The following is a 13465-nucleotide window of genomic DNA, read 5'->3' on the forward strand; positions in this document are numbered from 1 at the left end:
TTATTTTTGCTTATAAAAATTTCTACTTCTTCTGCTCTGGTTCATCCTTCATGATTTCCGTAAGCGAGGTTGCAAGACCTGCCAGCCCCTGAATTTCTGAAGGAATAATAATTTTAGTTGCTTTTCCGTTTGCTGCGGCGGTAAAGGCATCCAGACTCTTCAGTGCAATGACTTTCTGGTTTGGATCGGATTCTACCAGCATTTTGATACCGTCTGCCGTAGCTCTTTGCACCATGAGGATCGCTTCTGCCTGACCTTCTGCCTCTTTAATCTGCGCTTCCTTCCTCGCTTCTGCCGCCAGAATCATGGACTCTTTATTGGCTTCCGCAGTCAGGATAACGGACTCCTTGTTACCTTCGGCAATCAGAATGGCAGATTTCTTTTCTCCTTCCGCACGAAGTATTGCTTCACGTCTTTCTCTCTCCGCACGCATCTGTTTTTCCATTGCCTGCTGAATATCTCTTGGGGGAACGATGTTCTTTACTTCCACACGATTGATCTTAATGCCCCATGGATCGGTAGCTTCATCGAGTACCAGCCTGATTTTTGCATTGATATGTTCTCTGCTGGTCAATGATTCGTCGAGTTCCAGATCACCAATAATGTTACGCAAGGTAGTTGCCGTCAAATTTTCTATAGCAGCCATAGGATTTTCCACACCATAGGAATATAATTTCGGGTCGGTAATCTGAAAATAGATAACCGTATCAATTTCCATGGTAACATTATCTTTTGTAATGACAGGCTGAGGCGGAAAATCGATAACGTGTTCCTTTAAGGATACTTTTTTTGCGATTTTATCGATTAGCGGAATTTTTATATGAAGACCTACCTGCCAGGTTGCATGATAAGCTCCCAATCTCTCTACAACATAGGCCCTAGCCTGAGGAACAATTCGTATATTTGTTACAACTAAAAAAATGGCGATGACAATTAAAAGAATAATTGCCAAGATTGAAATCAAACCAGATGTGACTAACATGTTTCTTCTCCTTTCACCAACTCAACAATGAGCTTAACCCCTTCAATTTTAACAACTTTGACTTCCTGACCCTTGAGCAGCGTTTGATTATCCAAAGATGCGGCAGTCCAGATCTGGCCATTCAGCTTTGCCTGGCCCGTACCGTAAGGCATAATATCTTCCGTTACCAGCGCAATTTTTCCAATCATCTGATCAATATTGTTCTTTTCATGACCAATTTTCAATCTCTTTTCTGCCAACGGTCTTGTGAAGTACAGAAGTATGATCGATACGGCCAGAAAAACCGCTCCCTGTAGTAATAATGGACCTCCGATTAATGCAATAAAGCAGGCCGCTACACCGCCCACCGTAAACCAGATGGTGGTCAATCCCATGGTAAACCCTTCAATGATAGCAAAAATGACTGCAATCAGAATCCAAATCAGTGGTTCGGACATCTCAAATCCCGGAATCATAAAATCACCCCTTTCTTTTTAAAACTACGTTTTTATAATTGTGAATCATGTAAAAATTAAACTAAAATATGTTCCTGATTGATATATAAAATGAGTTCCTTTGCAATCTCATCCTCATTTACTGTTTTTATGACTTTCCCTTTTTTAAAGAGGATTCCTTTCCCTTTACCGCAGGCAACACCCAGGTCGGCCTCCCTTGCCTCTCCCGGTCCGTTTACCTCACATCCCATTACGGCCACGGTAATAGAAGGTTGTTTTTTTCTTGCCATTTCTGTTTCCATAGGTTTGATTGCAGCTTCTACCTCAGCGGCTATTTTAGCAAGGTCTACACCGCATCTTCCGCAGGTCGGGCAGGAAACCAAATTGATTACACTGCTTTTTAAATCCAAAGCCTTCAGGATTTCTTTTGCAAAATATACTTCATTCACAGGATCCCCAGTAAGCGATACCCGAATGGTATCTCCGATACCGGCTAAAAGCAACGCCCCGATACCAATAGCGGACTTTGCCTTACCGCTTTCCACCGTACCGGATTCGGTAATTCCGATATGCAGCGGATAGTCCATCTTATCCCTGATGATATGATGCGCCTGATTATTAAATCTGACATCGGACGATTTTAGCGATACTACAATATCGAAAAAATCAAGCTCCTCTACATATTGAATGCTGCGCAGTGCACTTTCTGCCAGTCCTTCGGGGGTAACCCCTCCATATTTCTCTAAAATATCTTTTTCCAAAGAGCCTGAATTTACCCCAATTCGAATGGGTATTTTTCTTTCCTTCGCAGCATCTATCACTGCCTTTACCCTATCCCTGCTACCAATATTTCCTGGGTTAATTCGAACTTTGTCCGCACCATTCCCAATAGCAGCTACAGCTAATCGATAATCAAAATGGATATCTGCTACCAAGGGGAGCTTTACTTTTCTTTTAATTTCTCCAAAGGCTTCTGCTGCCTCCATATCCGGGATGGCACAACGTACAATATTACAGCCTGCTTCTTCCAGTTTCATGATTTGATCGACCGTAGCAGAAATATTCCTGGTATCCGTATTCGTCATGGACTGAATGGACACGGGAGCGCCTCCGCCGATTGCCAGGCCCCCGCAAAATATCTGCCTGCTCATAGAATAAACCTTCCTACATCCTGGAATGTAATATAAATCATCAGACCGAACAACAGCATGATGCCGATAAAATGTATTTTTCCTTCCGTTTCATCGGATATCGCTTTTCCAGTAAATAATCGAATTACCATGAAGAGAAGTCTGCCTCCGTCCAATGCAGGGAAAGGCAGCATATTTACGATCGCCAGATTTAAACTGATTAATGCTGTCAACTGTGCTAAATAGAAAATGCCCATCTTGGCAGTATCACCAACCATGTAAACAATTCCAACCGGTCCTGTAAGATTTTTGGTGGATACTTCACCGGTAAAGAGCTGGCCAATCACCTCAACCATTTTGATGCCCATTTCTACCGTACTTTGAGCTCCCAAAACCAACGCTTTCCCCGGATTTTTACCATATTCCGGCGTGATGCCGATCACTCTGCGTCCATTTTCTGCAGTCGTCACAGCAGTTTCAAAGTTGAGCTGCTCTCCATTTCTTTCAACAACCACGGTAATGGTATCCCCGGTACTTTGGCCTATAGTATCTGTAATATCGTTCCATTCACGAATTACCTTATCCTCGATCTGTACAATTTTATCCCCCGGCAGCATTCCCGCCACTGCAGCAGGATTATCCGGTGTAAGCTCTTTGATAATATTGGTAGGCATCCCTACAGACATAAAGACGATGGATAAAATAACAATCGCAAGAACTAAATTCATTGCAGAGCCTGCAATGACCACAAGTGCTTTTGCCCAAAACGGCTTGTTATTAAAAGCTGCTGTATCGCTGGATTCCTCATCTTCCCCTTCCATTTTGCAGAATCCGCCGATAGGCAGTGCCCTTAAGGAATATTCCGTATCTCCCTTTTTAAAATGAAAAAGCAGCGGACCCATACCCAATGCAAATTCATTTACTTTAATCCCTACTGACTTTGCCAGAATATAGTGTCCCAATTCGTGAACAAAAATCAATAAACAAAAGATTAATATGGCATAGATAATCATCATTTTTCTAATTCCCCCCTGGTCTTTTTATCTACTTCTAAAATCCCTTCCATATCCAAATGATAGATGACTTCATGCTCCTGCAGCACTTTGTCAATAGTATTCTGAATATCAATGAAACTTATCCTGTTTTCTAAAAATTGCTGCACTAAAATTTCGTTGGCAGCATTCAATACAACAGGATAGCTTCCGCCTGCTTTTAATGCCTCGTAAGCAAAGTCGAGACATTGAAAGGTTTTCCGATTCGGCTTTTCAAAGGTTAATGTACCCAGTTCAAAAAAATCTACACTGGAGCAGTTGTTTTCGATTCGATCCGGGTAAGTAAATGCGTAACTGATAGGCACTCTCATATCCGGAACTCCGAGCTGTGCAATGATGGAATGATCCACATATTCAACCATGGAATGGATAATGCTCTCAGGGTGGATGACAACATCAATTTGCTCAGCCGGCATATCAAAAATCCATCTGGCCTCGATCACTTCCAATCCCTTATTCATCATGGTTGCTGAGTCAATGGTAATCTTGCTTCCCATCGTCCAATTCGGATGCTTTAAAGCCTGGGCTAACGTTACTTTTTCAAGCTGCTCAAGAGTATACCCCCGAAAAGGTCCCCCGGATGCCGTCAAAATCAGCCTGTTTATATTCTTATGTTCATTACCCTGCAATGCCTGAAAAATAGCACTATGTTCACTGTCAACAGGCAGCAGCCGAACTTTATGCTTCGCCGCCGCACCCATGATCAGCTCTCCTCCTGCCACCAATGTTTCTTTGTTTGCAAAGGCAATATCTTTGCCCGCTTCAATGGCACAGTAAGTAGGTATCAATCCTCTCATGCCCATCAGTGCATTCAAAACCAGATCGGAATCAGCCATAGCTGCAGCTACGGTCAGCCCTTCCATCCCGTATAGAAATTCCGTATCCGGATGTATCTTGCTCAATGCAACCGCATCATCCTCATAGGCGGTGACTGCAAGAGCGGGTTTATGTTTTGCAATTTGTTCGGAAAGTTTATCTGCATTGCTTCCACAGGTCAATACCGTAGCACAAAAGAGGTCCGGGTTCTGTTCTATAATATCCAATGCCTGGGTACCGATAGATCCTGTGGAACCTAGTATTGCGATTTTTTTCATTGTTTCTCCCTTAAAGCTATTATTTATTAGTTTGTGAAACTAAGTTTGAATTTTTGTCTGATCAGCAAAAGGTCTAATTTTATGTGATAACGCAAAGCTGGTTCGCAGTTTTGATATTTTCATAACCTCATCTCATGATTTTTCGTGCGCAAAAATGTGAAGGGTCACATTATTTGCTGAGATTGCTGATGCAATCTACGAAAAATCCTACTCGATTCGGTTGAAAATACTTCAAACCTGCTCAAGGCTTTGCTTATATCCCATAAAGATTATGACCATTTCGGATAAGACCAAAGCAAAATCATTCCGACGTATTGTTATAGCCCTTTTGCTGATCAGACAAATTAAATCACATAGTTTACAAACAATGGCATTCCACTATTATTAGCGGTAAGCAAATTTTTCTTAGTTTTTTAAAATTTGCTTTTTTAGTCAGGCCACCCCGTTAGTCAAAATAAAATTATGTATATTACGCTATTGAACTGCCAGCTTTTAGCTTTAGCGAGTTTTTTACCAAGCCGCAATGGCTGAACTTTGGATTTAAGAAAATATCCGAACAGGTTTCGTCAATGACATAGGATGAAGATGATGTTATTTTTAATGATGGCATTCAAGTTTTGCTATAACCCAAAAACACCGATTAGGGATACCGTTTGTTTTTGGGGTTAAAAATAACGAATCGAGACCATATCATTAGAAACCTGTGAGTATTTTCGTGATACAAAGTCAGACCTTTGGCTTGTCAAAACTCAACTACTTCGATCTGGCAGTTGAATGATTCGGTTTAAATACTAATAAATGAAATTTGACTAACTAATAAATAATAGTTACCCACTTTATTGAATCACAAGCATTATATAATAGTAAATCAACGGGGCCGTGAACAGTACGCTGTCGATTCGGTCCAGCACACCGCCATGTCCCGGTATTAAATTTCCGTAGTCTTTGATTCCTATTTTTCTCTTAAAGATGGATGCGGTCAAATCTCCAAACTGAGAAATGATGCCTCCAAGCAGACCGATAATAATACAATGGAGCAACAGTCTGGGTATCACGAAATAACCAAATAGGGCACAAAAGAGCAGACTTCCTAAAGTACCGCCGATGGCGCCTTCGATTGTTTTCTTGGGACTGATTTTCGGGCAGAGTTTATGCTTGCCGAAAGCAAATCCGCTGAAATAAGCCATGCTGTCTGTTCCGAAGGCCGTGATGAAAATCAGCCAGACAAAAACGCCATATTCCGGAATCTGTTCCACCAGAGTAACATGGAAGGAGAAGAAAATAACATAAAAGATTCCTGCCATAGTGACCATGGCATCCTGTAATTCACGTTCTTCAATTTTAAAAAGGTAAAGGAGACTCATAATGATCACTGCGAAAAACCACAGCCTGTAATATTGTTCGTTGCCTCCCCCAAAGAGGTTAATGGCATATAAGCCTAATATGCTGATATTGGCAGTCAGATAGGACGGTTTTACGCCGATAGATTCAAAGCCCCGATAAAACTCTCTAACACCTAGAATTCCTATAATAAAACTGGCTATTAATAATACTCTTCCGCCAAAGAAAACCACAGCCAGCAGAGGAAGCATGATAATTCCTGATATGATTCTTGTCTTCATTCCAATTCCTCACCTTCCGCCATAACGTCTTTTTCTTCCTTGATATTCTTCAATGGCTTTATGAAATTCTTCCTTTTTAAAGTCCGGCCAAAGCACATCGGTAAAAATAAATTCACTGTAAGCACACTGCCATAAGAGGTAATTGCTTAATCTTTTTTCACCGCTGGTTCTGATTATCATATCCGGATCAGGAATTCCAGCCGTATATAGATAATTCGAAATCATATCTTCTGTAATGTCCTCAGCCTTTAATTTTCCATTTTCAACTTCCTGAGCAAGGACTTTTACGGATCTTACAATCTCATCCCGGCTGCCGTAATTTAATGCTATATTAAACTGAAGTCCGGTATTATTTTTCGTTACTTCAAGGGTTTTTTCAATACTTTTCACTGCATCTCCCGGCAATTTCTGGTAATCCCCGATAATTTTTACCTTTACATTGTTTTCGTGGAGTTCTTTCAGCTCTTTCTCCACATAAAGAACAAGCAGTTTAAAAATACCGCTTACCTCTTCCATAGAACGCTTCCAGTTCTCCGTTGAAAAGGCATAGACCGTAAGGTGATGAATGCCCAGCACGGAAGAAGCCTTCACAATTTCTTTCATCGCAATCATTCCGGCATTATGCCCTGCAAATCTTGGGAGATTTTTGCTCTGCGCCCACCTGCCGTTCCCATCCATGATGATTGCAACATGAGATGGTATTTTATCGTAATCTATCATATTTTGCACACCGTTACTACCAGGTTTTCGGCCTCTTTCAGGCTCTGTACTCTGATTACCCTGAGAAACCCATTCAGCGGTTCCTTTTTGGTTGATTTTGTTTCTATAATACGAAAAGCTAGCCCTTCTGCTTCCAGAAGGGCTGATGCTGCATTTAACTCCATACCTAGTACATCAGGAAAGTCCCTCAATGGTTAAACCTCCATGATTTCCTTTTCTTTATCAACGATCATTTGATCGATGTCTTTGATGCATTTATCGGTTTTTTTCTGAACCTCATCCAATGCTTTTTTTAAATCGTCCTCTGTAAGTTCTCCGGCTTTTTCCTGCTTTTTCAGCTCATCGTTGGCATCTCTTCTTTCATTTCTGATGGCAACTTTGGCATCTTCACCCATTTTTTTAACTGTCTTAGTGAGTTCTTTTCTTCTTTCTTCAGTAACAGCCGGAATCACCAATCGGATTACTTTTCCGTCATTGGAAGGATTAATTCCCAAATTAGCGACATTGATGGCTTTTTCAATGTCATGGATGGATTTCGGGTCAAATGGTGAAATCATAAGACTCCTTGGATCGGGAACAGATATATTTGAAATGTTTTTAAGTGGTGTGGGGCTGCCATAATAGTCAACCATTACCTTATCCAGTAATGCCGCATTTGCCCTTCCCGCTCTTACTGTATTTAATTCTTCTTTTAAGACTGCCATACTTTTTTTTGTTTTTTCATCTAGAACCTGCTGTACATCAATACTCATAATTTCATCCTCCGCAATTTAATTTTGTTAATACATAACTCTATTATTTTACTTTATGATTGTGCCTATTTTTTCACCATAGATTGCCTTAATGACATTATCCGGTTCAGAAAGTCCAAAAACATGAATAGGAATTTTATTATCCATGCATAGGGAAGCTGCAGTGGAGTCCATTACACCCAATCCCCTATCCAGTACTTCTTTATGAGTCAGCTGGTCAAAACGTACCGCATCGGGATTTTTCTCCGGATCGTCGGAGTAAACTGCATCGATTTTTTTTGCCAGAAGTATGATATCTGCTTCAATTTCGGCAGCTCTCAGCGCGGCTGTGGTATCTGTAGAGAAGAATGGATTTCCGGTACCGGCAGCAAAAATTACCACTACATTTTTTGATAAATGAGCCATGGCTCTTCGTCGGATATAAGGTTCTGCTACTTCCTTCATCTCAATGGCTGTCTGTACTCTCGTAGGAATGCCTATCGCTTCAAATGCGTCCTGAAGTGCCAGTGAGTTGATTACCGTTGCCAGCATACCCATGTAATCAGCCGTAGCCCGATCCATACTTTTGCTGGTTCTTCCTCTCCAGAAGTTTCCGCCGCCAACGACAACAGCTACCTGAACGCCCAACTCAACGAGTGCTTTTACCTGCTTTGCCACCATGCTGAGCATTTCTTCGTTTAGACCAAACTTATTCTCTCCAGCTAATGCTTCTCCGCTAATCTTTAAAACCACTCTCTTATATTTCGGCTCCATAATCGCGTCCTTTCCTGTTTTGTAGATTTCTACTGCCATCTGTGCGTTTCAATGAGGCGGGAGAAATCTTTTCGCCTCGTTATTATGATTACTAATCTAAAGGACACTAGATCGTAGTGTCCTTTTATTATAGCATATTCTAATTAGCTGTTCATCTGTTTTGCAACTTCTTCTGCAAAATTTTCTTCTTTCTTTTCAATTCCTTCGCCAACTTCATATCTGATCATTTCAACAACTTTCATTGGCTTTCCGATTTCTTTAGAACAATTAGCAACATACTGGCCTACGCTGATTTCGCCGTCTTTAACAAATTTCTGTTCCAGAAGACAAGTTTCCTTCAATTCCTTCTTCAGTCTGCCCATTACCATTTTTTCAACGATATCAGCAGGCTTTCCTTCATTCAGCGCCTGGTGAACCAGGATTTTCTTTTCGCTTTCCAGATATTCGGGATCTACGGCGGATTCATCAATGAACTTCGGATTCATGGAAGCAACCTGCATGGCAACGTCTCTTCCCATTACATTCACTTCATCAGCAGAAGCTTCTGTTTCCAAACCGACAAGAACTCCGATTTTACCGTTTCCATGTGAATATCCTACGTATACAACTCCAGGAGTCTGGCATTTTGCAAATCTTCTCACGTTCATGTTTTCGCCAATTTTTGCAATTTTTCCGTTTAATGCTTCCGTAACAGTGCCTTCTCCCTTATAATCAAGTGCCATGAAAGCGTCCATATCTGTCACATCGGTATCCAGCGCCATATCAGCTAAATTGGATACGAATTCAATAAACTCTTCATTTTTAGCTACAAAGTCTGTTTCTGAGTTTACTTCTACTGCAGCTGCCTTTTTACCATCAGCTGAGAAAGCAAGTTTTACAAGACCCTGTGAAGCAACTCTGCCGGCTTTTTTTGCAGCCTTAGCCAGACCTTTTTCACGAAGCAATTCAATTGCTTTATCCATATCTCCACTTGTTTCCACAAGTACTTTCTTACAATCCATCATTCCTGCGCCGGTTCTTTCACGCAGCTCTTTCACCAAACTAGCGGTTACTTCCATTCTCGTACTTCCTCCTGTTTCGTTTATTATCTATTTTATCTTGGATTATTCAGCGTCTTCTGCCAGCGCTTCTTCTTTTTCCTCAGCTGCAGCTTCATCAGCTTCAGCAAAGCTTTCACCCTGGTTTGCTTCAATAATCGCGTCAGCCATTCTGCCGGCAATTAATTTAACTGCTCTGATTGCATCATCATTAGCAGGGATAATATAATCTACGTCATCCGGATCACAGTTTGTATCTACGATTCCGATAATTGGAATTCCTAATATTCTTGCTTCTTTGATTGCAATTCTTTCTTTCTTAGGATCTACTACAAAAATTGCAGCAGGCATACCCCTCATTTCTTTAATGCCGCCCAAGAACTTTTCAAGCTTTTCCAGTTCGCCTCTCAATTTAATAACTTCTTTTTTTGTTAATGCCTCAAAAGTTCCGTCTGTTTCCATAGCTTTAATATCATTGAGTCTTTTGATTCTCATGGAAATGGTTTTATAATTGGTAAGCATACCACCCAACCATCTTTCGTTAACAAAGTACATGCCGCATCTCTTTGCTTCATCAGCAATAGCTGCCTGAGCCTGTTTCTTTGTACCAACGAAAAGAACCGGTCTGCCGGTTGCTGCCACTTCCTTCATGAAACCATATGCTTCGTCAATTTTCTTTACTGTTTTCTGAAGGTCAATGATGTAAATTCCATTTCTTTCAGTGAAGATGTATGGAGCCATCTTAGGGTTCCATCTTCTGGTCTGGTGTCCGAAATGCACACCTGCTTCTAATAATTGTTTCATTGAAATAACTGCCATAATTTTTTCCCTCCTGGTTTTTCTTCCTCCACTTTGGTTTTTCCCGGAGAATGACCTTGCAACAGGCACCAGTTCTCAAGAAACCAAGTGTGTGAATTTGATAAAAATAATGATGGATAAGGTCTGCCTGACACATATCCTCAAATACTATACTATATTATATTGGGAAAATCAAGGAAAACTTATGCAAATTTCATTCAAATTCCTTAGCTTTATCGTTCTTTTCCAAAAATCTGCGATAATAGCTTCTGGTATATTGATAATTATTCTGACCTACTCTCAGGGTCTTTCCGCCTTCCAGATAAAAAATCCCTTTTTCCATTCTGAGGATTTTATCTAAATTTACAACACAGCTTCTATGGCATCTGTAAAAGTTATCATCCAAATATTTCATAATATCATCCAGTTTTCCATAAAAGGAATACACTCTGCCGGCAGTATAAATTTTAATCAATCTTAATTCTTTCTCAATATACAGGATTTCTTTTATCCAGACCTTACTGGATTCTTTTCGTGTTATAACAGGTATATATCCCTGGTTCGACTCCTTGTTTCTTTTTGGATCCATAACGTTTCCTCCCTCCATTACGCAACCTGGTTCTAAAAATATTTCCCTGCGTATTAGAGGATTTTTGAGGCAAAAATGTTGCAAATTTTCTGATAAATTTCATTCCTGAACGTTATTTTTTTACAACAAAAAACGACATTGAAACGATTCAATGTCGATACGGGTATCATATTGGCTTTAATAGTCTATCTTAATCGATTTTTGCGGGCGCCTGATTCCAAAAATCATCTTTTCTCCCGGTTCCCACAACAGCAAATCCTTTACCACTTCCGAAGCCATCATCAATCCTGCTGCCGCAGGCAGAAAAGAAATACTGGATGGAACTCTGCTGCCGTCTTCCGGAAGTTCTTCACGATGCGGATTCTCCGTAGAATAAACCACCTTTAAATCTTTGATCCCCGATTTTGCTATTTCCTTACGGATCAATTTTGACATGGGACACATCCTGGCTTTACCGATATCTCCCACCTTTAGCTGGGTAGGATCAAACCGATTTCCCATACTCATGGAGGATATGATCGGCACTCCCAAGGATTTGGCATATTGTATCAGCAGGAGTTTATCGGGAATTTGGTCTAATGCATCGATAACATAGTCAAAGTCTTTCATGGCGAAGTTCTTTATCAAGTTTTCATCCAAAGTTTCCGACGAAATTGCTGTCTCGGCTTCAGGATTGATATCCAAAATACGGGCTGCCATTACCTCCGTCTTGTTTTTACCAAGGGTGCTTTGAAGCGCAACCAATTGCCGGTTCAGGTCGGAAGCTTCTACCCTGCTATGATCAACAAGTGTCAATGTTTTGATTCCGGCTCTAACGAGAGCCTCAGCTGCATAGCCGCCTACTCCGCCAAGACCAAAGATGATAATATTTTTCGAATGAATTTTTTGAAAGCTTTTTTCTCCAAGAAGCATACGCGTCCTGTCATAAATGGATTTCATCATGTTCACCTCTGCCAAAAAGAATAGACTTGTAAAACACCGGAATCAGATTTGGGTATCCGATTTCGGAATATGATTATAACACCTTATTCAGGAAGGTCCTGATTCTCGGATGCTCCGGATTTACAAAGATATCGTCTGGAACACCGTCAACAACGATCTGTCCGTCATCCATAAAGACGATTCGGTCGGAAATCTCTCTTGCAAAATTCATCTCATGGGTTACGATAATCATGGTCATGCGCTCTTCAGCCAGCTTCTTGATTACCTGCAGAACTTCTCCGATCAGCTCGGGATCCAGGGCTGAAGTAGGTTCGTCGAAAAGCATGATATCAGGTTCCATAGCCAAGGCTCTTGCAATAGCCACCCTCTGTTTCTGACCTCCGGAAAGCTGTCCCGGGTAGGCATTCTTTTTATCCAGTAAGCCTACCTTTGTCAGCAGATCTTCCGCTGTTTTTTCTGCTTCTGCTTTGGATTTTCCCTTTACCATAACCGGTGCCTCGATAATGTTCCTGAGCACAGACTTATGGGGAAATAAATTAAAGTTTTGAAATACCATACCGATGTTGCTGCAGATGGAGAGCACCTCTTTATTACTCTTGTAAACCGCTTTTCCTGTCGAATCCTCTTTGGCAATATATTGACCCTCAAAGCTGATACTGCCTTTATCCGCAACCTCTAAATGGTTCAGGCATCTTAGAAGTGTGCTCTTTCCTGAACCGGAAGGACCTATGATCGATACGATCTCTCCTTTGGCCACACTTAAGTTGATACCTTTCAATACGTTCAAAGATTGAAAACTCTTGTGTAGATTTTCAACGCGTATGATCTCATTCATGGTGTCCCTCCTAATTATAGTACGCAAAACGCTTTTCAATATACCGGAAGACACGGATAATCACGAATGTCATTACCAGATAAAGAATGGCGGCTATGATAAAGCCTTCTATGGTGGCATATTTGGATACCATGGCTTTTGCATTTCTTAAAATATCAGCAAGAGCAATAACAGAGCAAAGCGCTGTGTCCTTGATCAATGTGACGGCCTCATTCCCTGTAGGAGGCAGAACCACCTTGATCGCCTGGGGAATGATGATGCTTTTCATGGTCTGTCTGTAATTCATACCCAAGGCTTTTGCCGCTTCATATTGTCCCTTGTCTATGGACTGGATACCGGCTCTGAAAATCTCGGTAAAATATGCCCCATAGTTAATCACAAAGGTTACATAGGCTGCCATCTCCTTGGAAAGTTCAATGCCCAGGTAAGGTAAGCCGTAATAAACGAAAAACAGCTGCAATAACAAGGGGGTGCCTCGAAAAATCCAGGTATACGCTTCAAGAATCCATTGTAAAAACTTAAATCTCGAAAGTTTTCCCATAGAGCATAGCATCCCCAAGGGTATGGATAATAGTATGGTGACTACATAAATTTTAATGGAGATGATCGCTCCCTGCAATATGTAAAAACCCATATTCAGTAAATTGTCCAATGAATAGACCACCTTTCTTCTGTTCCAAGAAAGAACAAAGCCTCTGCCGAAGCAGAAGCCCTATTCCTTTATT

16 protein-coding genes are annotated in these 13465 nt (G+C 41.0%); all 16 read right to left on the reverse strand.

The window, feature by feature from the left end:
• Positions 1 to 22 precede the first annotated feature (22 nt).
• Positions 23 to 982, reverse strand: a complete 960-nt coding sequence (locus KCX82_RS02660) for an SPFH domain-containing protein (RefSeq protein WP_227016885.1) — start codon at positions 980 to 982, stop codon at positions 23 to 25.
• Positions 976 to 1437, reverse strand: a complete 462-nt coding sequence (locus tag KCX82_RS02665) for an NfeD family protein (RefSeq protein WP_227016886.1) — start codon at positions 1435 to 1437, stop codon at positions 976 to 978. The genes KCX82_RS02660 and KCX82_RS02665 overlap by 7 nt, the downstream gene beginning before the upstream one ends.
• 56 nt (positions 1438 to 1493) lie before the next feature.
• On the reverse strand, positions 1494 to 2567 hold the full coding sequence (ispG, locus tag KCX82_RS02670) for a flavodoxin-dependent (E)-4-hydroxy-3-methylbut-2-enyl-diphosphate synthase (RefSeq protein WP_227016887.1): 1074 nt from the start codon (positions 2565 to 2567) through the stop codon (positions 1494 to 1496).
• Complete coding sequence (gene rseP, locus KCX82_RS02675; protein ID WP_227016888.1) at positions 2564 to 3562, reverse strand: RIP metalloprotease RseP; 999 nt, start codon at positions 3560 to 3562, stop codon at positions 2564 to 2566. Before rseP ends, ispG begins: the two co-directional genes overlap by 4 nt.
• On the reverse strand, positions 3559 to 4692 hold the full coding sequence (locus KCX82_RS02680) for a 1-deoxy-D-xylulose-5-phosphate reductoisomerase (protein ID WP_227016889.1): 1134 nt from the start codon (positions 4690 to 4692) through the stop codon (positions 3559 to 3561). Before KCX82_RS02680 ends, rseP begins: the two co-directional genes overlap by 4 nt.
• A gap of 836 nt (positions 4693 to 5528) precedes the next feature.
• Positions 5529 to 6314, reverse strand: coding sequence for a phosphatidate cytidylyltransferase (locus KCX82_RS02685; RefSeq protein ID WP_227016890.1), 786 nt, complete (start codon positions 6312 to 6314; stop codon positions 5529 to 5531).
• A 9-nt stretch (positions 6315 to 6323) separates the two neighbouring features.
• Positions 6324 to 7034, reverse strand: coding sequence for an isoprenyl transferase (locus KCX82_RS02690; RefSeq protein ID WP_227016891.1), 711 nt, complete (start codon positions 7032 to 7034; stop codon positions 6324 to 6326).
• Positions 7031 to 7225, reverse strand: coding sequence for a hypothetical protein (locus KCX82_RS02695; RefSeq protein ID WP_227016892.1), 195 nt, complete (start codon positions 7223 to 7225; stop codon positions 7031 to 7033). Before KCX82_RS02695 ends, KCX82_RS02690 begins: the two co-directional genes overlap by 4 nt.
• 3 nt (positions 7226 to 7228) lie before the next feature.
• A complete protein-coding gene (gene frr / locus KCX82_RS02700; protein ID WP_227016893.1) occupies positions 7229 to 7786 on the reverse strand; it encodes a ribosome recycling factor in 558 nt (185 codons plus the stop codon).
• Positions 7787 to 7834: 48 nt separating this feature from the next.
• Entirely contained in the window at positions 7835 to 8542 is a 708-nt protein-coding gene (gene pyrH / locus KCX82_RS02705; protein ID WP_227016968.1) for a UMP kinase, read from the reverse strand.
• A gap of 140 nt (positions 8543 to 8682) precedes the next feature.
• Positions 8683 to 9597, reverse strand: coding sequence for a translation elongation factor Ts (tsf, locus tag KCX82_RS02710; protein WP_227016894.1), 915 nt, complete (start codon positions 9595 to 9597; stop codon positions 8683 to 8685).
• 45 nt (positions 9598 to 9642) lie between these two features.
• Positions 9643 to 10395, reverse strand: coding sequence for a 30S ribosomal protein S2 (gene rpsB, locus KCX82_RS02715; RefSeq protein ID WP_227016895.1), 753 nt, complete (start codon positions 10393 to 10395; stop codon positions 9643 to 9645).
• A gap of 193 nt (positions 10396 to 10588) precedes the next feature.
• The gene (locus tag KCX82_RS02720; RefSeq protein WP_227016896.1) at positions 10589 to 10963 is read right to left on the reverse strand and encodes a LytR/AlgR family response regulator transcription factor; all 375 of its coding nucleotides are present in this window, start codon (positions 10961 to 10963) and stop codon (positions 10589 to 10591) included.
• Positions 10964 to 11140: 177 nt separating this feature from the next.
• Positions 11141 to 11905, reverse strand: coding sequence for a tRNA threonylcarbamoyladenosine dehydratase (locus tag KCX82_RS02725; RefSeq protein WP_227016897.1), 765 nt, complete (start codon positions 11903 to 11905; stop codon positions 11141 to 11143).
• 73 nt (positions 11906 to 11978) lie between these two features.
• Positions 11979 to 12731 carry an amino acid ABC transporter ATP-binding protein gene (locus KCX82_RS02730; protein WP_227016969.1) on the reverse strand — a complete coding sequence of 251 codons (753 nt, stop codon included), beginning with the start codon at positions 12729 to 12731 and terminating at the stop codon, positions 11979 to 11981.
• Positions 12732 to 12750: 19 nt separating this feature from the next.
• The gene (locus KCX82_RS02735) at positions 12751 to 13392 is read right to left on the reverse strand and encodes an amino acid ABC transporter permease (protein WP_227016898.1); all 642 of its coding nucleotides are present in this window, start codon (positions 13390 to 13392) and stop codon (positions 12751 to 12753) included.
• Positions 13393 to 13465: the final 73 nt, after the last annotated feature.

The organism is Sinanaerobacter chloroacetimidivorans (assembly GCF_018128545.1).
Taxonomy (GTDB): Bacteria; Bacillota; Clostridia; order Peptostreptococcales; family Anaerovoracaceae; genus Sinanaerobacter; species Sinanaerobacter chloroacetimidivorans.